A 21,405-nucleotide genomic window follows, 5' to 3' on the forward strand; every position below is an offset into this window, starting at 1 on the left:
GAAATTGTTGCTACCCTATAAATTGTTGTTATCTTAGACCAACATGATGAACATACAGACACTTTCAAGCCTTGTTTGCCTAGCCTCCCTGATGGCTTGCCAGTCCGGCACCGAACGCCACGAACAAGCTGATAATGATCGCAATGAAAGCCAAGAGCAAAAGTATTGCTTCCTCCGTACCGAAGGGATGCAGCAGCAGGATACGTCTTTCATCCAATTGATGGTCCGGAATGAAACGGTAAGCGGTATCTACAATGTGATTCCACATGAAAAAGATGCCAGAAGGGGAACAGTACTCGGTAAATTGACGGATGATGTATTTGATTTAGTATGGACGTTTAGCCAAGAGGGGATGCAGGATACCCTTCGTGTGGTGTTCAAACAACAGGACGGGAAATTACTGCAAAAACAGCTTACAGTCGATACCCTCACCGGAAGGCAGGTCACCGTGGATTCCAGTCGCTTTTCCGAAACCTACGAGCCAGTAGATTGCGCGCCTACCAGCGAAGGAGACGATGTTGACTCGCCGTGAATAAATCCCGCCAAACCCGGTTTATTGTGGACGACTCGTCGGCAGCAATCAGTCCGACGCTCGGATAGGTGGCGATTACCTGTTTACGAGACATATCAACCAACGTCCGGCTCCGTTCTCCTACGGCGGTAGACCGCTCCGATGATAACGTGCCGGTACGGGTCAATTCATCCCAACTGGCATCAAGCGCTTCGTAGAACAACACCCTTGTTTTCCATATTTCCTTTTCAGCAGCATCCACCTGCGCCAGCAATTGCGGCGTATCGATTGCTGCCGCACATTCCAAAAAATGCCGCGCCATACCCAATGTATTCACTGCCAAGGTCGCTTCGGCAAACGGTAAAAAGGGATATTGATAAATCGGATGATCCCAGGTAGCCGCTTGGGGTACAATTGAAAACGTATGCGCTTCGTCCACCCACAGATTATCCACTTCAAACGAATGACTGGCAGTAGCCTTTAGTCCGAAAGCGTTCCAGTCTTTGACAATCCGCACATCAGCCTTGGGAAAGAAAAACGATTTAATCAGGTCGGTATCCTCGATAACACAATTGGCCGTGAAGTGCGTAAGGTGGGGTGCACCAGTGGCGTAGCGCCATTTACCGGAAACCCGGTAGCCACCGTTTTCCATGATGGCCTTGCCCGAGGCCTGTCCACTACCGCCCAGGCAAACCGCACGATCGGCGAAAATTGCCGTGGCGATCGACCGGTCCATATAGCCCACAAACAGATTAGCGCCACCACAAAGCGTTACCGTCCACCCCAGGCTACCGTCAATCCGGGCCAACTCCTCTTCCAACCGTACACCATCGGACAGCGATAATTCCAAACCACCAAGAGAACGGGGGACAAACAGCTTAAACCATCGATAATCCTGAATAACATCCGATATTCCTGCAGTCAGCTCGCCCGCTGCTTCGGCGTCGGCCGATAGGCCCCGCAGCCGTTCGGATACCGCAACCGGTATTGTCGATTCCGGAAAGTTCTTTTCCTCTTTCATGTTTGCCGATATACTTTGCTATAGTCTTCGCGGCGAATGATACGCCGCCATTCAACGTAACCGAAAATAGCTACGATAAACAAAAACAACGTTAGCAGCGCATATAAATAGAGATCCTTGTAAGCCAACAGGGGAATAGCAAAAGCATTGCTGATATTGAGCAATATCCAGTTTTCGATTTTCCGTTTGGCCAGCAACCACATTCCCGCCCACGCCGTAGCGCTTACCCAAGCATCCCATGCCGGCACCGTGGAATCCGTGAGGTGGATTAGCGCATAATACAAAAGTGGAAAACCGATCGCTACAATCAACGCTGCGATGCGCCAATCCCGCCCAGTCGAATAGGCCGCCTTAACCGGTGTTTCGCCTTTCCGCGTTGCCCAATACACCCATCCAAAGACACTCATCACGAGGTAATACAGATTTAGCAAGATTTCGGCGTAAAGACCAGCCTCGTACAATACGAAGATCGTAATCAATATGCTGGCAACCCCGAACGGATAGAGCAATACCTTGTTGGCCTTGGCAAGGAGCACCTGGACCACCCCGCAAATCACACCCACCCAATGAAGGGCAGGCGTATGCAAGACCTGGTCAGCCAATTCGCTCAGCCAATTTACCAAGACGGTCACACCTAAACCGATTCGAGTGTTCGTTCCAGCTTCAATACCGCAGCGGAGCGCTCACGGGTTTCCCTGCACAGTTGCTCATCTTTGGCAATGGAGCGGCTGAAAGAAGGAATCATCTCACGCAGTTTGCTCAAGTATTGTGCAGTCTTGGCCCGCTCCGGGAAACACCGGGCGAGCAAGTCGACCATGATCGATACCGACGTGGACGCACCCGGTGATGCCCCGAGAAGCGCCGAAATGGTACCATCGGCGCTGCTGACCACTTCTGTACCGAATTCAAGTATCCCGCCGTGCTTCTCATCCTTCTTAATGACCTGCACGCGTTGCCCGGCAATTTCGAGCTTCCAATCTTTCATGCGTGCAGTAGGCACATATTCCTTCAAGGCGGCCAACCGGTCGTCCGGGCTTTGCCTTACCTGATTAATCAGGTATTTGGTCAATGGAATATTGTCCATACCCGCTGCCAACATCGGCCGGATATTATTGAGCTTAATCGACGCCGGCAGATCAAGCCAGGAGCCATTTTTGAGGAACTTGGTAGAAAAACCAGCATACGGACCAAACAGCAATGCTGTTTTTCCATCAATGACACGGGTATCGAGATGAGGCACAGACATCGGTGGCGATCCGACAGCCGCTTTACCATATACCTTCGCATGGTGTTTAGCAATGATTTCCGGATTGGTACATTTCAACCATTGTCCGCTGACCGGAAATCCACCGAAGCCATCAGCTTCCGGTATCCCCGATTTTTCAAGCAGCAAAAGCGAGCCGCCGCCGGCACCGATGAAGACGAATTTAGCAGACACCGTCCGCTTCTTATCGGTGGTTAGGTTTTTGACGGTCACCTCCCAACGGCCATCGTCTGCCCGCTCAATATCGCGCACCTCGTGCGCAAGCCTAAGCTTCACCCCGTCACGTTGTATCAGGTGGAGGAACAATGCACGTGTCAGCGCTCCGAAATTAACGTCCGTACCGATGTCGATCCGGGTAGCCGCTAACTTTTCGCGGGCATCACGGCCCTCCATGATCAACGGTATCCAATTGCGCAGCACATCATGGTCTTCTGTATACGCCATACCCTGAAACAAATGGTGCTCCTGCATCGTTTCGTAACGCTTACGGAGGAAGGAAACATTTTCCTCGCCAAATACGAAGCTCATATGGGGAACACTCCGGATAAAGCTCTCGGGATGGTCTATCATGCCGCTGGAAACCAGGTAAGACCAGAATTCCTTGGACTGTTCAAAGGCCTCAGCAATGTTTATCGCCTTACCGATGTCTACCGAACCATCGGGCCGCTGCGGGGTATAGTTCAGCTCACAAAGCGCTGAGTGCCCTGTACCGGCATTATTCCAGGCATCGGAGCTTTCGGCGGCCACTTCATCCAGCCTTTCAAAAATCTCGATGCTCGCGCGGGGGTGCAATTCGTTGATCAGGGTACCCAACGTGGCGCTCATGATTCCTGCGCCGATAAGAACAACATCCACCTCCTCGGCGGTTTTCTTTCTTCTTTTGCTCATTTTGCTACAATTGGTGCAAAATTAATGACAGAAATCAGATTTCTACCATATTTTCCTCATTAATTACAGAAGCATAACAATCTGCACACGCCAACAATTATCGGGGATCTTAGCGATAAATCGCAACAACCTCATTAACAATACATTTTTAGCCTTAAGCAAATAAAAATACAAAAAAAAATTGCTAAAACGTTTTTTGTTTGTACATTAGCTCCCACAAACCAACAATGAACTTGACCCCATCGGCGGATGGGACGGAGAATTTAGAACAATTTAGTTACCTGTTAAACGAACCAAAGATTATGAGAAACTGCTTTACTTTCATTACCTAAGTTTACGCCGCAATAGTACTTGGCGCACATCATTTAGTTTTATATTGACTTTCTTGCTTGTGTAAGGAGCCTAAGGGATTCTGATGGTCCTGTCGATTAGCGTGTCCTTTTGATTCGACTGTATCTACCAGCGCGATTCTCAGTGAGCAACAATTAACCATAGCGATATTTATTATCCAAACAACCAATATATATATGCGTAATACGAGAATATTGTTCGGCTGCATGCTGATGGTACTATTCATACATCCGGTATTTGCAGTTTCCGTTTCGCGGATTACCCACCTTCACCAGGAGGGGCAGGACACGTTAGCAACGCCTACACAACAAGACAGCCTCGCAACGGATTCAACACGGATTGCACTGCTTGCGCCTGCAGGAAGGGATTCGGTTTTCAGTGACCAGACCGTGCAGATTATTGCCTTCGATGTTGAAAAAATCGCCCGTTTCCCGGCAACCTCCCTCCAACAGTACCTAAAGGACCAGGCTCCCGGCCTTTACGTTCAGGAAGATTCCGGTGAACCGGGCAGCGTACAATCGATGTACCTGCGTGGCATACCCATGCCCATCCTGTCGCAAAAGGAAGTCTATCAGTCCCAGCCACTGGTTGTTTTGGATGGCATTCCGCTCATCGGCGAACATCCCTTCGCTTACGACATCCAACAGTACCAGTTTAACCGGATTGGCCCGGCCACGAACTTGTTGAGTAACATCGACATGAATAACATCGAGTCGGTAAAGGTATTAAAAGACTTGGCCGGTACGGCGGTATACGGTCCGTTGGCGGCCAATGGGGTGATCGTGATTACCACCAAGCAGCCTTCTGCCGAACGGAAGATCAGTTTCAACTCCTACGTGGGCATGGCTCAACGGCCGGTGGTCACCACCATCAATGGTGCATATGAAAATGCATTCCGGCGCCAGTTCTACGATCGCTACACGGCTACGGGGCGGTACTCGGCGGATGATAGCTATCCCCTGTACCTGAGTGATTCGCTGAATACGGCCTATTATGGTCCATCTAATTGGACCGACAACTACTACCGAACCGGGTTGGTGTATTCAGCCGATGCCGATATAGCGGGCGGCGGCGAACGCGCTAATTTCCGGTTTGCGGTCGGGCACCTGCAGAATCAGGGCGTGGCCGACGAAACTGGGCTCAAGCGCTACAATGCCTTGTTCAACATCAACATGAAGCCACTCAAATGGCTACTGTTTTCAGCCATGGTTAACGGGAATCGCGTACAGCGCAACCGTAATCGGTCATTGCGCGACCGGTTTGCAACCATGTCCTACATTCCAGACCTTTCTTCGCCTCTTTCGCCCAACAACGAGCTTTACACCCAGTACGTTGGCCAGTTCGACAACAGCTTCGACGACAATGCCACGAACATCGTAGAAGGCCATGCCAAATTGGTATTTGATTTTAATCGGCTCAAGGTATCCTCGAGGCTGGCCGTAGATTACAATGAGGGGTACCGAGACCTTTTCTATCCGCGTACGCTGATGGAGGAGAATAGCTTCGCCTCCAATTACTATGGATACAACCAACGGTTGGTGTTTGATAACCACGTGTCGTATGATGTCAATGTGGGCGACCGGCATAGCCTGCTTATCGAGGGCGGTGGCGTGCTCCAGTGGGACGCGTTCAAATATAACTACGCTTACGCTTACAAAGGCATCAACGACTTCATCAAAATCAACTTGCTGGAGTCGAATCCAGACGATGGCAATTACCTCAATCCGCTTGCGTTCCCCCGCGAACTCGTTTACAAGTTCTTGGACTACACCAAGCAAAACCTGATTTCTTTTTACGGCCGGGGATCTTATAACTTTGACGATAAGTATACGGTTTCGCTGGTGCTCCGTTCGGATGGTTCATCCAACGCCCAGCCCACCAACCGGTGGCTGTTCACCCCCACCTTATCCCTGGGGTGGAATGTCAAAAACGACCTGCTGGCCGACGACCGTGTATTTTCAACCTTCAACGTACGCGCCAGTGCCGGGCGGTTGGGGCGCCTCAACGTATTCGACAACTTTTCGCAAGGCCCCTCCTACTCAACGTTTGTGGGCTATACCGGCAACGTGGTCACGCCGGGCTACAACGGCTTCGGTGTGCTCACCCGGCCTTATGAGTTTGGCTGGTCGGGCTATGGCATTCCCTGGGCGTATACCGATCAACTGAATATCGGTGTAGACTTGGGATTTGCCAACGAGCGCGTCCGGTTAAACCTGGATTGGTACACCAAGTACGATCGTAATCAATTACTGGGCATTCCATCCCATGCGGAGTTCGGTTACCGGCATTCCTACGAATCGGGTATGGAAGTAAACAATACGGGCGTGGATCTTTCGCTAGCCGTCGATGCTGTCCGTAGCACTAACGGTGGATTTAGCTGGACACCTTCGATAAACCTGAATTACAACCAGAACAAGCTCACGGCACTGCCGGGCGGGCTTGATGAAATCGTTATCGACAACCGGTTATTTCGCGTAGGCGAACGCATTGATCGCTTCTGGCTGCTGGAAAATGAGGGCATTTATCTTTCGGATGCCGAGGTGCCGGTTATAGCGGGGCAACCGCTGAGCTACAATGGTATTCCCTTACGCGCGGGCGACCCACGCTGGGCGGATGCCAATGGCGATAACGTGATCGATGATGACGACCGGACGTTCATGGGCAATATCTTCCCCAAAGTTTCGGGCGGATTCGCCAACCAGTTCAGCTACGGCAACTGGACGTTGGACGCCAATTTTTACTTCAACCTCGGCCGCAATATCCTCAACAATGAGATGGCCAACCGCTTTGACTTCATCAACCGCGAGGGCACCGTTGAGATGGGCTCGGTGAAGGAAATCACATTCTGGGAGAAACGTGGCGACTATAGCCAGTACCCGATATATAACCCGTGGAGCAACGTGATCCCCTACCGGGCGGAGCAAGACCTGTTTCTTGAAGACGGCTCCTTTCTGAAGCTGCGCACACTTTCAATAGGCTACGACTTGAGCGATTTCATGCGCGAGCGCTCATCGACCATCGATCGGCTTTACGTCTATTGTACGGGCCACAACCTCTTCACGCTATCGAACTATACGGGGCGTGACCCGGAACTGGTGAATTTCGCGGGGCGCGACACGGGCTATGGATTGCCCATACCGCGCACGTTTACTTTGGGTATCCGGATGAATTTGTAAATCATAGATCAACGTACGAGCGATAAATCATGAATAAACGAGCAAATAGAACCTATTATCATCCACCCTTGGCACTGCTGGCGGCTGTGCTGTTGCTGCTGGCCGGTTGCCAGAAAATGCTGGACGTCGACTCGTCCCGTGTTGTTGGCGAAAAAAACATGTGGAACTCGCTGGAAGATACGCGCGCGGCCATCATGGGCACCTATGGGCTGGTGCGTGCAGCATTGGCCGACCACAACGCCCATTGGCTATACGGCGATGTACGCGCTGGCGACTTCACCAGTCCAACGCGGCAGGATCTGCGTGCCATCATCAACAACGACCTTACAGCCTCCTACCCTGCCGTTGAGGCGCTAGGTAACTGGCGGCGCTGGTATGCCGTGATCAATTCGGCAAACATCTTCTTGGAGCGTGTGCACGAGGTCCATGAGCAAGACCTTCGCTACACCGAAAACAATATGAAGGTGGATATTGCACAGGCACGTTTCCTGCGCGCATTTTCCTATTTCTACATGGTGCGCATCTGGGGCGACGTGCCACTCATTATCTCCTCATACGATGGTAGTTTTGAAAATAAGCGGCGTGAAAATCAGGCTAAGGTGCTGGCTTGGGCTGAGCAGGAGATGCTGGCGGCTGCGGCCGACCTTCCCTACCGCTACAGTGCCGGTGATGAGCAGCAACAGGGGGATTACTATAACGAGACCAGCGGCCGTTGGGATGGCGCGCTTGCGCGGAAACTGACAGCCTATGCCGTACTCGCACACCTTGCGGCTTGGCAGGGCAACTACCCCGATGTAGCCAACTACAGCAAATTCGTGCTCGATAATTACCAGCGGGCCACCAACGACTACATCTCCACCGCACATCTTACAGATGCCAACGGCTTCTTCTTTAACAAAAAGACCAATCAGCTATTCGGCTTCGCTTACGATTGGGGGCATGTTGACGCCTCGTTTACGGGCCATATTGAAGAGCTTACGCTTGCAGAACCGGTTGTCAACAAACGCATTCCCGACATTTACCTGCCGAAAGATTCCATCATCAATATTTTCAATGAGGGGGGCGACGAACGCTTCAGCCTGGATACCCTGGGCACGCCGGTATCCGAACGCTATTTTTCGAACTACAACGGCCGATACCCTATTTTCAGCAAAATCAAATGCATCATGGGCGGCGTAACCGATCCATCCTTCCGGATCTTTACCAGTGCCATCGTGTTCACCCGTCTGGAAGATGTCACCCTGTTGCGTGCAGAGGCCCTGGCGGTGCTGGGCGAACGTTCGGGCGCTATTGAAAGCCTCAATGCCATCCGAACGCGCCGCGGACTCGACGAATACAATGAAGCGATCAATGGCGACCTGCTCAACACCATATTCCGCGAACGCCAGCGCGAGCTCATGGGCGAAGGGCACCGTTGGTATGACCTGGTGCGCTACAATCGAATCCGACCCAGTCATCCCATTGTTAGCCGCTTGATTGCAGACAATGGCATCTATTGGCCGGTCTCCCCAACGCTACTGGTTCAAAACGATCAATTAACGCAAAATGACTATTGGCAATGATCACACCGAATAATATGAATAAGCGAACCCAATACGCATTTTTCTGGGTCTTCCTGGCGCTGCTTCTCGCCGGCGCGTGTGCCAAAGACGGCGGCTACTATGATCCCACGTCGATAAACAAGCACTTCAACGGCGATACGTATGCCTATCTCAAAAGCCAGCCCGGAGTCTACGATTCACTGATTCAGGTGATTGACCGCTTGGAATTGGCGTCGACCCTGCGTGATAGCAATATCACGCTGTTCGCACTCACCAATGAAAGCTTCCAACTGGCCATCAACAACCTGAATAACATCCGCTTCTTGGCCGATAAGCCGTCGGAATACCTATCGACAATCAATTACGAACACTTAGATACCATGCTGACGCAGTACATCATCCGTGGCAAATACCCAACGGATTCGATGCTCCTGCAAGACGGTGTCGGCCTAACGGCGGTTCGGTACGGTTATCCGATGCATGCCAAACTGGCCCACACCACCTCATCCGGATTCCGTGAGGGTGGGCCGGCAACCATTGATTTCAGCGATACCAAACGGAGTCAGTTCCGGCGGAATTGGATCACCACCACCACGGGCTCCATCAATGTGGAGACCGACAATGCATTTGTTCATGTGGTCAACAGCGATCATGTATTCGGATTTGACGATTTCATCAGCAGGCTTACCTACATGCCGCCACCACCGAATCTGTTCTTCACTGTTGGTGGCACATGGTCTACCGAGCGCGAAAATTCGGGTGGCCCGAATGCCATTGAGGCTGCGCAGTTTGCGTTTGACAGCAACCGGGAAACCAAATTTTTCCTGAACGACTTCAACGGGGTGTGGTTGCAGTTTGAGCTCAACGAACCGACCGTGGCGGGGGCCTACACCATCACCTCGGCCAACGACTTGCCAGAACGCGACCCGATTGATTGGAATGTGCAGGGATCGCACGATGGCGAAAATTGGGTCACCATTGATTCACGGTCCGGCGAAATCTTTGAAGAGCGTTTTCAACTCAAAGTGTACCGCATCAACAACGAAGTGGCCTACAAATTTTACCGCTTAAATGTGCTGCGCAATCGGAGCGGCGGTGCCTTCCAGGTTGCGGATTGGACGATGAATGCCCCCGATAATACACAAGAACAATGACGAATACGGATATGAGACGACACGCAATAACATACACGATACTGTTGGGAGGGCTTGGCATACTCTTGCTGGTGGGTAGCTGCAAGAAGGTGCTTGATTTGCCGGAAGAAAAAGAATACATCAGTGAAAACATCAATTACGGTTCTAAAGTACTAGAGCCCATCTTGGGCCGTACAAGCCTCATGGGGCAGTTCAACTCCGACAATTCGTCGCTACCGCTCACCTTCGAAATCGTCAATGCGCGCTACGGCGACGGCAGGCCGGTTACCGACGTGTTCCAAACCCGTCCCACCTATGTATGGATTGCACCGTACGATGGAAAAGAGGAATCGCTGGAAGCAATTGAGGCCAAGCGGAAGATCGAGGAACGGCCGCTGTTTGAGGTTAGGGAATCCGGGCAATTTATCCTTTGGGCTTCGACCAACAACGAACTCATTGCCCCCCGTCCAACCGATAGCAGCAACCTCGTACAGGACATCCGGTTTTTTGACCTCAAAGTATCCAATTCCGGCGGGGATGTGTTCATCCGCGACTTTCAGCTCATTCCCTGGCGGGAGCAACCTTATTTCCCCTTTACAGATACCAACCCCTATACCGGCGAACCCGCGCCCGATCCCGCGGATCCGAACAATCCAGATAAGCAAAACTATATCCGACCGCGGCTCACCAATGTCATCGGCGGCCAGTCCAACCGGCCGTTGGAAAGCAACGACAACATTAAAGACGTTGTCGTTTACATCCGGCCGTTTGAAGGCGGCAACGGCCACAACCTGCGGTTGAAGTTTATGGCACCGGATGGCTCGTTCATGAATCCCGACGTGTTCAACGAAACCAAGTGGAGTGAGCTCATACATGGCTTCAATGTGGTCAAAACCGAAGAATATGTACAATACGATGTGGCTTACCCCATACCGCTGGTTAACCTGAAAACGCAGTATACCAATAGCAATGGTGGCAGCGCGAGCTTGGATATCGATTACTCCAGAAGAGGTTTTGGAGGTGGATTGACCTATGCCGCATTTGGCTTGGATTTTAATATCTACCGGCCCGGCGACTGGGAGATCGTATTCCATTTTAGAAACCAATTGCCAAAGTTTGAAGATGAATAATAGCATACGCAATACTTTCACGATGAAGACAGCACGATTTATCGCCCTGCTGGTTGGCTTGCTGGTCCTCGGGCAGGCACATGCACAAGACAATGTCACGATAGCGGGCAATGTGATCGACGAAAACCGGCAGCCCCTCGGCGGTGTTACGGTATTTGCTGGCCGGCCGTTACGTGCATTGGGAACGACCGACGATAATGGTAATTTCCGGTTTTCTGTACCGGCCAACTCCACCATTGTCTTCCGCCTCATTGGTTATCAGGAGCGGTCGCAAAGTGTCGGGGCGGGCCGCGAAAGCCTGCGCATCCAACTGGCTCCCGATGCCAATGCACTCGAGGAGGTGGTTATCCGGGGCTACCAGGCGCGTTCGAAGGAGTTGAGCACGGGGTCTTCGTTCGGTCTTACGGACAAGGACCTGCCCGATGTGCCTACCGCCAACATCGAGCAGTTGCTTCAGGGCCGTGTACCGGGCATGAACATCCAGCTCAATACCGGAGCTCCCGGTTTCCGGGGTTCCACCCAGATCCGCGGTCTCTCCACGATATCGATGACCGGATCGGGCAACCAGTCGTTCCTGCAGCCCACCTCGCCCCTGTATGTGATAGACGGCATCCCGATGGACGCTGATCGGGCTACGGAATTCGGATTCCAGCAACAAGGCCCCGGTATCAGTCCGCTGTCGCTTATTCCACAGGAAGATATTGCCAGCATCGAAATCCTCAAAGATGCCCAGGCCACCTCGCTGTACGGCTCCATGGCGGCCTACGGGGTCATTATCATCACCACCAAGCGGGGCAATTCCCCGATACCGCGCGTACGGTATACGCACAATTCATTTGTGCGGACCCCACCCAAGCTGCGCGAAACGCTGGGCGGCAACCTGGAGCGGCAACTCAAATTGCAACAGATCTATGGAAACGCGAAAGACTACCTCGATCTCTGGTTGATTGCTCAGACACCGGCGCTATCGGATAGCCTCAATGCCTACTGGAACAACTCGACGGACTGGCAGGACTATTACTACCGCACCATCTATAACCAAAGCCACAACCTGGCTATCGATGGGGGCGACCAATTGTTCAATTACAAGGCCAATTTGGGGTATTTCTCCGACCAGGGCATTATCCGCAACACCGGGTTTACGCGGTACAACACCAATCTGCGCATGGAATACCAGCCCGCCGACCGGCGTTTCCAGGTTATCGGCTCGGTAACCGGACAACTTGGCCAGCAGAGTGTAGGCGATGGTATCGGTATGCTGCAAACCGGCATTGCCGAAAATGGCCTATCGTCTACCCTCCTACCTCCGCCATCGTTCTATCAGGCTGGCGGAAGCCATGCATCGGCGATAAGCACCGATAACGACAATGCCACCCGGCTCATCCGCTCTAACCTGGAGGCCAGTTACCTATTTATTGAGGGGCTACGCGCCAGTACCAGTCTTAGCTATGAGTTTGAATCCAAAACCGAAGATACCTTCACACCGGCTGCGGCAAACAACCAGTTTGCCCGCGTTTACTCTTACAACGGCCGCACCACGCAATTGTATAACCGCAACAGCTTGAGTTATTCCAAAGGATTTAACGACACCCACAACCTGTTTTTAAACTTCTTCAACGAGTTCCGCATCGCTGGGCGGCAGAGCGCCATCTCACGCCAAGAACGCAGCCCCAATGACCAACTGCAAGGGCCGATTGGCTTTGACGGCTATTTTTCGCGCGGTGGCGGCTTGTTGAATGACTATGCCGACGAGCGCGCGGCCTCCTTTGCGCTGGCGGCGTCCTATGATTTCAAGAAAAAATACGTACTGGACCTCTCCTACCGGCTAGACGGTTCGTCGGTCAACGGTTTTGAAAACCTGTATGCCCGCAACCCCGCTATCGGACTCCGTTGGAACCTCGAGAAGGAGAATTTCCTCGCCGATCGGGATTGGCTGGATTATGCGGCATTGCGCCTAAGCTGGGGTGTCAATATTATCCCTACCGGCACGTTGGAACGGATTTACGGTAAGTTCAACATCACCGGGAACTACAATGGACAACAGGGTATCGGTTTGGATTTCGATCAAATTCCCAACCCGAACCTCATGCCGAAGACGAATACCCAATACAACCTGGGACTGGATTTTTCCCTGTTCGATGGCCGCCTTGAGGTAATCTATGACACCTATTATAAAAAAGTCGAAAACGAAATGTTCGAACAGCCGCTGTCGAACATCACCGGCTTCAATAAATTATTCAGCAATGGTGCCGGTATCGTCAACTACGGCCATGAGCTCTTCCTGATGATGCGTCCCTTGCCGATCACCAGCGACTTCAACCTGTCCGTGTCACTTACCGGTGCCATCAACCACGATGTCCTGCTGAGCCTGCCGGATAATTTCGATGGGCAGTTCATCCGGTGGGAAAACAACGTTAACCACCTCCAGCACGTCATCCTCCGTGTTGGCGGGGCGTCATTGGCCAATTACCTGCGGATCAACGATGGGGTCTTTGCTACGGATCAGGACGTGCCGGTAGACCCGGTTACGGGCTTGCTCTACCAAACCAATGGCCAGTTTTTCCAGGGTGGAGATCCCATGATCCGCGACCTCAACGGGGATTACGTGCTCGATGGGTTTGACTATGCCCGTACCGGCAACTCGCAGCCGATTTTTACAGGAGGCGTTTCCATCTTACTTTCATACAAGGATCTTAGTCTCATGATCAACGGATCCTACACCGGCAAGCGTACCATTTTGAATAATGCGCTCGCCCAGCGATTAGGTATGATGTCCAACCCCTTCGGCAACCGCGCCGTGGTGCCGCTTAATGACGTAGACATGTGGCGTCAACCCGGCGATGTAGCCACCTATCCCTACGCGTATGACTACCGCCGGTATGGCACCGTACAACCCTTCCGATACGATCAGACCTTGTGGGCCGAAGACGGCAGCTATTTCAAGATCAACAACGTGGTTCTCAATTACCGGCTCAACCGTGATATGGTTCGTAGCTGGGGGCTGGACGACCTTAGGGTATATATTTCTGCAGAAAACCTGCGTACGTTTTCGCGGTATTCGGGGCCAAACCCGGAAAACGTAACGAATATGGGCCGCGATATCTCGGAAGGGTACCCCGTACCCCGTACCTATAATGTAGGTGTAAATCTTAGCTTTTAAGTGTGATAAGGATATGAAGACAACACGATTAATCGGAAACTGGAGAAGTTTGGGCTGGATCGGCATGATAGCGCTTGCATCGACCACGTGGTCCTGCAAGAAATTCCTGACAGTAGAACCTGTCGATCGGTTGACAGGCAATAACTTCTACCAGTCGGTAGCTGACGTCGAAAACAATGTAGCCAACATGTACAGCATGTTCTTCGATAAACTCAACGAAGGATGGATTATCGGCGGTATCGGTGAAGTCCGTTCGGGCGAGGTATTCGCATCGCCCGGTGCCAATAGTTATGCGTCACGCCGGGTGGTCGAAGTGCTGGGTCGCAACGACCTGCTCAGCGCAATGGACCCCAGCCAACCGTGGGAATGGTACCACTACGAGCGCGTGACCAATTGGACCCGCTACTACCAGATCATCCAGACAGCGAATATCCTCATTGATAAACTCAATGAAGGGATACCCGGTGTTAGCGATACCGACAAACGCCGTTACCTGGCGGAGGCAACCTTTCTGCGTTGTTTCAGCTATTTCTGGATGGTACGGCTCTACGGCGATGTGGTGTATTATACCGAGCCTTACCAAGCCGAGGCCCTGCCCCGCCACCCCATGGTTGACGTGCTGAACAAATGCCTGGAAGACCTTCGTCCGCATAAAGACGGGATGCCCTGGACATACGACGATCCGGCCTTAAAAGGTGCACGGGCTTCACGCGGCAGCATCATTGCGCTGCTCATGCACATGAACATGTGGAATGCCGGATTCGACCGGAATAACCGCGAACGCTATTATCAAGAGGCCGCGGCCCTAGGTACGGAGCTGATCCAAAGCGGTGCTTTCCGGCTGTACCCCCTCACCGAAGACGGCTGGGCCACGGTGATGAAAGGCCGCTCCGACGAAAGTTTGTTCGAATTTTACCGGAGTATCAACTACCAGGATGAGAATGCAGCGTTGTCGCCATTTGGCGACCACTTCCTGCGCTGGCCGTACAAGTTCCCACGGTACAACAACCAGATTGCACACTGCTATTACATCGATACCTATATGGCCAAGCTCTATCCGGCAGGGGTGGCGGATAAACGGGCGGAGTTCTGGTTTGACGACATGTTGTCCAATAGCGGCCAGTTTACGGCCGTCAAATTTGGGTTCAATGTGTTTGCCTCGGGCAACGAAGACCGTAACCCCGACAATACATTTATGATTTTCCGGTATGCCGATGCCATCCTCTTGCATGCCGAAGCGCTTGCAGGGCTATCGCGCGATAATGAAGCCATCGCTTCGCTAAATCTGATCCGGGCCCGCGCGGAGGCCACGCCGTATACCGGTGGGGGTGGACAGGAACTACGGGATTTCATCTTCTGGGAGCGCTGCCGCGAACTGTTTGGTGAAGGCCACCGGTATTTCGACCTCGTGCGTACACAACGGATTATGAACCCCGCGTTTGCCCGAAACCCACTCAACTCGGATCAGTATAACCGACGGGCATGGACGTGGCCCATCGACCAGTCTGCACGGAACAACAATCCGCAGATTACATTAAACGAATATTGGCTGAGCAGGTAATAACAATGATAACGAATAATAAAGTAAACACCCATGATGAACAGGAATAAGCAACGGTTTCCAATACGCTGGGTATGGGCAGTTGCGATAGCAGGAATATGCATGGCATGGCTTTCTGCCTGTAAACAAGATGATTATTATACCGACGGTGGCCTGGCCAACCCGTACTTCGATGGAAGCATCATGGCCTACCTCGATGCACACCCCCGCCAGTTGGATACGATTGCCGAAATCGTACGGCTGGCCGGCCTGGAAGAGTTCTTCAACACGGAGGAGTTTACCTTCTTCGCTCCACAAGACGAGGAGATCAAGCGGCTAATCGGCGAGGCTGATTATCAGGGCGACGACCCTATCCTTCAAATTTCAGGTGCGAATAAGCAGCTGTACAACCTCGGATTGGACACCATCCAAACCTTGGCCGATGTCGACTCCACCATCTGGCGGAAATACCTCGAACGGTACATGTTCCATGGCAAGAAACTATTGAAAGATTATCCCCAGGTCGATTATGACGTATTTAACACATTCGGGGGCCAGAATTATTTTGCCTATAACAATACCGTAAGCAATATCGGCGTGGTATTCCATGACGCCGTCACTGACGAGGGGAAACCCACCGAAACCAGGCTGAAGTACATGGGTTATCGGCAGCTGCACATTTCTTTTATCCAGAATATATCGGATCCCGACCCCGCCAGTTCGATCGCCCAGCCGGTCGCATCGTCGGATATCCAGCCCAATAACGGTGCGGTACACGTCCTCAATTTCAATATTAGCAGTGGCTTCGGCTTCAACCAATTCGAAGTCATCCAGGATATCATCCAAAGCAAGCGATAATTCTTTAGAAACGATATGATTGACATGAGATATACGTTTAAATCACTTTTCATACTGAGTATTTGGGGGTGTTGCCTTTGGGCATGTTCCGAAAAACTCGAAGTACCGAAAGAACCCTATGGCCCCGGTGCGCAGCCTTTGGGCATTGTGGTAGACCGCGCCCAAATGCCTTCTCCAGCCACCGGCCTGCCCGGTACTGAGGTGACCATCAACGCTTCGGGATTGCTCCCCTACGAAGACGAATTAATTTTCCGGTTCAACGGCGAAGGGGCCGACATCATCGAAGTTACCGAAGACCACGTGAAGGTTGTTGTTCCCGATTTTGCGAGTACGGGCATTACCTCCATGACCGTGGGCGATGTCGTGGTATTCGGCCCGCAGTTTTCTGTGACGGGCAAAATCAATCCCGACCCGACCTTCAACGCTGCCCAGGGCACCAACAATGGTGTCAGTAAGGTCATCTTTACCAACGATGAACGAATGATGATAGTTGGCGCCTTTACCAATTACGACAACAAGGGCATCGTACGCCCCATCAACCGCATTGCCCGTACCTTCGCGGACGGCACCTACGACGCCAGTTTGCGGTCGGGTACCGGTGCCAATGGCCAAATCGGGGAGATCATTCCGTTTGATGACGGGTACCTGATTGCCGGAGCATTTACGGGCTATTCCCAACGGGGTAGCGATATCAGCAACCTCACCAAGATTCATACCAACGGCACCATCGATACCGTCGGCGTCAAACCGTTTCGCCGTCCCGACCAGCTAGACACCACGAAGTACTATCCGCGCTTCAATGGCGGCTTCGACGGCTTCATTGGCCGGTTGTATCCACAGGGTGGTGGGAAAGTGGTGGTAGGCGGTAATTTCCGCTACTACATCAGCAGGCGCTACGACCAACCCAACCGGTTGGAAACACGCGACTCGGTGATCGTTGACAGTGTGGAAGTAAGGCAGCTTGCGCGCCTGAATTCCGATGGCAGCTTAGATAAGACCTACCGGTTTGACGAAGGCACCAACCGCAGCTGGGAAGGCGGCAACGGCAACGCAGGCACGTTGTATCATGCAGCCGGCAACCAGGCAGGTAAGCTATTGGTGTATGGTAATTTCAACCGCTTCGATGGCCAACAGGCTGGCCGCATCCTGCGGTTGAAAGCTGATGGCACTATCGACGAAACGTTCAACCCCGGCGGGTCGGGCGCAGACGAGGCCGTTTACCGAGCCGACTACAACCCCGCTACAGGCAAGTACCTGATTGTCGGCTCGTTTCGCAGCTATAATGGCACGCCCGTTAGCCAGATGGCCGTACTCAATGAAGACGGTACGCTCGACGAGACTTTTGTGCCGCAATCGTTTGAAGGAGGTGAAGTGACGTTCATCAAACAGTTGACCGACGGAAAAATCATTGTAGCAGGTAGTTTCCGCACCTATGGCGGCATCGCACGGAATGGATTCATGGTATTGGACCAAAGCGGCGCGTTGTTGGTGGGCTACAACGCCACCGGGCTATTCAGTGGCTACATCGAAGACATTGTCGAAACGACCTCTGCAGACGGACGGCCGGCGTTGTTGATCCATGGCCTGTTTAACCAATTTAACAGCCAACCCGCCAACAATCTCCTTCGCGTACTTATTGAGTAATCCGCTTAGTTTAACAAGTAAGCAACATTGTATTATGACTGCAACAACATCTTATAGGAAAGCAATGACCAGAAAATTACCGCTGATGGCCGGTTTGGCTATTTGCATAGCAGCCTGCAACCAGGAGTTTTCAAAGGTAATTCCCGAAGGAGACCCCGTAGACTCGGTAAACGTAGCTTTCGGTTCGCCACGCGTGCTGTACATCATCGCAGATGGTGCCCGCGGTAAATCCGTGCATGAAGCCGAAACGCCCGCCATTACGGCGCTACTGCCCAACGCTATTTACTCCTGGGAGTCGCTCTCTGATGAAGAATCGGCCGCCCTCAACGGCGCCAACTGGGCCGACATGCTCACCGGTGTGCAGCAGGATAAGCATGGCGTGGTTGGCAACGATTTCTCCAATGAACGGCTTGACGATTTCCCGCTACTGTTTGAACGCATCCAGGCGGCCATGCCCAACAGCAACGTACAGGCATACACTTCCGCGCCGCTTTTTTACGAACAGCTAACCACCGGTGCAGACGACCGTGCGCTGCTGGATAACGACGGAGCGGTGAAGGATGCGGCGGCTGCGGCCCTGGCCGCCGAAGACATCACGATCGTGACCGCCCATTTTACCGGCATAGACCAAGCGGGCAGCCAATACGGGTATGACCTGTCCGTGCCCCAGTACCGCGAAGCCATTTTCGGTTTCGACCAATACGTTGGTGAACTGATGGAAACACTCCGGGCCCGGCCAAATTACAGCCAGGAAAACTGGTTGGTGGTGATCACATCCAGCCGGGGCGGACAATATACCGTGCCCGATGATGAAAACGACAATACCATTTTCAGCAACCCGGAGGTTAACACGTTTACCATCTTCCATTCGCCCCGATACCGTACACGCGTGGTCAGCAAGCCCTTTCTCGGCATCCGTTTCCAAGGTGATTTTGTGCGCTTTCAGCAACAACTCCGCGGTGAAGTGACCGCCGGCGACAACGATCTCTACAACCTGGAAGATGAAGCGTTTACCATCGAGCTGAAAGTGAAGAAAAACCCCGGGCCCAACAATAACTACCAATACACGTATCCGGCATTGATCAATAAACGCGAACGGTGGACGTGGGACTATGTGGGTTGGACGATTTTCCTGGAGAACGACTTCTGGATGTTCAACGCGCGTGGACTGGGCAATAATGTAGGGCAAACCCGCGGTGGTACACTGGCCAACGCCACCTGGAACAGCATTGCCGTAGTGGGCGTAATCCGCGACAACAGGCGCTTTGTACGCACGTTTACCAATGGCCAGTTCAACAACGAGACAGAGATCACCAACTACGGGAGCATTACCAACAACATCCCGCTGATGATTGGCGGCCAGTCGGACAACGGCCAGGCCGATTGCTACATCGCCGATGTGCGTTTTTGGAAAGTGGCGCTGCCCGATGATGTAGTGCGCCAGTATTCGTGCGAAACCGGCATTGCCGAAGACCACCCCTACTACGACTTCCTCGTTGGACTCTGGCCTGTTGTAGGTTCTGCAGACAACACGATTACGGATGAAGGACCATTGGGCAGCCACATGACGTTGGGTGGCGCCGGTATTACCCGGCAGTACCAATCCGACTATGTATGCGCCCCCAGCTCGTCCGACCTCGGTGCACTTGTGCCCCGCAATGTGGATATCCCGGCGCAGATCGTCAGCTGGCTGAAAATCCCGCGGCAGGAAAGCTGGCAGTTGGATGGCCGTGTATGGTTGGATCGATAACTGAATAAATAAGAAGCATGACGTATATGAAGCGATTGATAACATACCCCTTGGGGATTGCGCTGGTAGCCTTACTCGTTTTCCAGGCATGCCAGGATGAACCCTTAGAGACATTTGCCCTGGAATCAAACGACCCGGGGACCGTATCGTCTCCCCAAAGCGCCGGCGCACCGCGTAAAGACGGCGAGCGGCTGGTAATCCCCCTTACCGTGCAGCTATCGGAGGCCGCGAGCAAGGCATTCCAGGTAGAGATACAGCTCAACCCCGATACCATCACCCAGTTGGTGGCGGACGGACAACTGCAGGATGTGGTACCGGTACCGGTTAATCAGTTGACGGTACCCACCACCGTGTCGATGCCCTTCGGTGCCGACAGTGGCGTTTTTGAAGTAGCCATCAACATAGGTTTTCTCGAACGGAATTACGGCAAAGAAGTAGCATTCGCCTACCGGCTCATCAATCCGGGCAAAGGCAACACCATCGAAAGCGGTAGTGGCGGCGCCGTTATCATCGTCAATACGGAAGATGTACTCCAACCCAGCGAAATCCGCTACCTATCCATCACCAATGGTGGTGGACAGGTGCTGGAAGCACGCAATCGGCAGCACTACGTGGTACAGTCGGGCGGTCTCAACGTACCTCTGGGCATCTCGCTTGCCGGTGTGCCCGGCAGGGCATTTACCGTCGAAGCCAAAATCAACCCGGATACCATCGCATCGCTGGTTGCTGCCGGGTTGCTACCCGAAAACACCATCCCGCTCGATATCACACATGTCACCATGGATACCGTCCACCGCATCGGCTCCAACATCAGCTCGGCGCCGTTGGATCTCTTCGTGCAATGGTCGGTTATCGAGCAACATATGGATAACCTGCTTGCCGCGGCGGTAACCCTTACCAACCCATCTACGCACGTGCTCGACGAGCAGAAGAAATCAGTCATTGTACTCATCCATCCACAGCATGTATTGGAGGTGGACGTGACCAATGATGCAACCTTCAGCGTAAGCCGCGACAATAACGATGGCGCCGAAGCGGGCGAAGGGTCGCTGAAACTGGTCGACAATACCGACCAGAAATTCTTAGTGAGTGACTATCGGGCCGACCTGTGGGCGCAGCTCGTATACGCTACACCGACTAAGTTGGGCGCCTATACGCTCACCTCGGCCAATGATGCACCAGACCGGGATCCGAAAGACTGGCAGCTGCTGGGATCGAACGATGGGGAAAACTGGGAGGTTTTGGATACCCGCACGGGCGAAATATTCACCTCGCGTCATCAGCTTAAACGCTATGAATTTAATACGGAAACGCTGTACACACATTATCGCATCGAGTTTGGCGTCAACAATGGCAGCAACCTCTGGCAGTTGGAAGAGTGGCGCGTGATACGCGTGCCTTAATGCGACGCACCCCGGAAGATGATGACATAAACTCA

Annotated in this window: 14 protein-coding genes; 11 read left to right on the forward strand and 3 right to left on the reverse strand. The window is 52.7% G+C overall.

Annotation, left to right across the window (positions count from 1 at the left end):
* Positions 1-43: 43 nt before the first annotated feature.
* The gene (locus tag IEV98_RS13830; protein WP_188506583.1) at positions 44-532 is read left to right on the forward strand and encodes a hypothetical protein; all 489 of its coding nucleotides are present in this window, start codon (positions 44-46) and stop codon (positions 530-532) included.
* Here IEV98_RS13830 and IEV98_RS13835 read toward each other — a convergent pair.
* The 3 genes from IEV98_RS13835 to IEV98_RS13845 are packed head-to-tail and all read right to left on the reverse strand — an operon-like array spanning position 498 to position 3,684.
* Complete coding sequence (locus tag IEV98_RS13835) at positions 498-1,532, reverse strand: acyl-CoA dehydrogenase family protein (protein WP_188506584.1); 1,035 nt, start codon at positions 1,530-1,532, stop codon at positions 498-500. The genes IEV98_RS13830 and IEV98_RS13835 overlap by 35 nt on opposite strands.
* A complete protein-coding gene (gene pnuC, locus IEV98_RS13840; RefSeq protein WP_307726857.1) occupies positions 1,529-2,164 on the reverse strand; it encodes a nicotinamide riboside transporter PnuC in 636 nt (211 codons plus the stop codon). Before pnuC ends, IEV98_RS13835 begins: the two co-directional genes overlap by 4 nt.
* Positions 2,165-2,166: 2 nt before the next feature.
* A complete protein-coding gene (locus IEV98_RS13845; protein ID WP_188506585.1) occupies positions 2,167-3,684 on the reverse strand; it encodes a malate:quinone oxidoreductase in 1,518 nt (505 codons plus the stop codon).
* 527 nt (positions 3,685-4,211) lie between these two features.
* On the opposite strand from IEV98_RS13845, the gene IEV98_RS13850 reads away from it, so the two are divergent.
* The 10 genes from IEV98_RS13850 (at position 4,212) to IEV98_RS13895 (ending at position 21,370) form a co-directional block, all read left to right on the forward strand.
* Complete coding sequence (locus tag IEV98_RS13850) at positions 4,212-7,211, forward strand: SusC/RagA family TonB-linked outer membrane protein (RefSeq protein ID WP_229738760.1); 3,000 nt, start codon at positions 4,212-4,214, stop codon at positions 7,209-7,211.
* A gap of 29 nt (positions 7,212-7,240) precedes the next feature.
* On the forward strand, positions 7,241-8,773 hold the full coding sequence (locus IEV98_RS13855) for a RagB/SusD family nutrient uptake outer membrane protein (protein ID WP_229738761.1): 1,533 nt from the start codon (positions 7,241-7,243) through the stop codon (positions 8,771-8,773).
* A 14-nt stretch (positions 8,774-8,787) separates the two neighbouring features.
* A complete protein-coding gene (locus IEV98_RS13860; protein WP_188506586.1) occupies positions 8,788-9,906 on the forward strand; it encodes a discoidin domain-containing protein in 1,119 nt (372 codons plus the stop codon).
* A gap of 11 nt (positions 9,907-9,917) precedes the next feature.
* Positions 9,918-11,015, forward strand: a complete 1,098-nt coding sequence (locus IEV98_RS13865) for a DUF5007 domain-containing protein (RefSeq protein WP_229738762.1) — start codon at positions 9,918-9,920, stop codon at positions 11,013-11,015.
* A 22-nt stretch (positions 11,016-11,037) separates the two neighbouring features.
* Positions 11,038-14,175: a SusC/RagA family TonB-linked outer membrane protein gene (locus IEV98_RS13870; protein WP_229738763.1), complete on the forward strand. Its 3,138-nt coding sequence runs from the start codon at positions 11,038-11,040 to the stop codon at positions 14,173-14,175.
* A 13-nt stretch (positions 14,176-14,188) separates the two neighbouring features.
* Positions 14,189-15,736: a RagB/SusD family nutrient uptake outer membrane protein gene (locus tag IEV98_RS13875; protein ID WP_188506589.1), complete on the forward strand. Its 1,548-nt coding sequence runs from the start codon at positions 14,189-14,191 to the stop codon at positions 15,734-15,736.
* Positions 15,737-15,769: 33 nt separating this feature from the next.
* Positions 15,770-16,573, forward strand: a complete 804-nt coding sequence (locus IEV98_RS13880) for a hypothetical protein (RefSeq protein WP_188506590.1) — start codon at positions 15,770-15,772, stop codon at positions 16,571-16,573.
* A 15-nt stretch (positions 16,574-16,588) separates the two neighbouring features.
* Entirely contained in the window at positions 16,589-18,217 is a 1,629-nt protein-coding gene (locus IEV98_RS13885) for a DUF5008 domain-containing protein (protein WP_188506591.1), read from the forward strand.
* Positions 18,218-18,281: 64 nt separating this feature from the next.
* A complete protein-coding gene (locus IEV98_RS13890; RefSeq protein WP_188506592.1) occupies positions 18,282-19,967 on the forward strand; it encodes an alkaline phosphatase family protein in 1,686 nt (561 codons plus the stop codon).
* A gap of 26 nt (positions 19,968-19,993) precedes the next feature.
* Positions 19,994-21,370 carry a discoidin/SUN/FTP domain-containing protein gene (locus tag IEV98_RS13895; RefSeq protein ID WP_188506593.1) on the forward strand — a complete coding sequence of 459 codons (1,377 nt, stop codon included), beginning with the start codon at positions 19,994-19,996 and terminating at the stop codon, positions 21,368-21,370.
* Positions 21,371-21,405 lie beyond the last annotated feature (35 nt).

Origin of the sequence: Parapedobacter pyrenivorans, from assembly GCF_014636865.1 — a bacterium.
In the GTDB taxonomy this organism is placed as follows: Bacteria; Bacteroidota; Bacteroidia; order Sphingobacteriales; family Sphingobacteriaceae; genus Parapedobacter; species Parapedobacter pyrenivorans.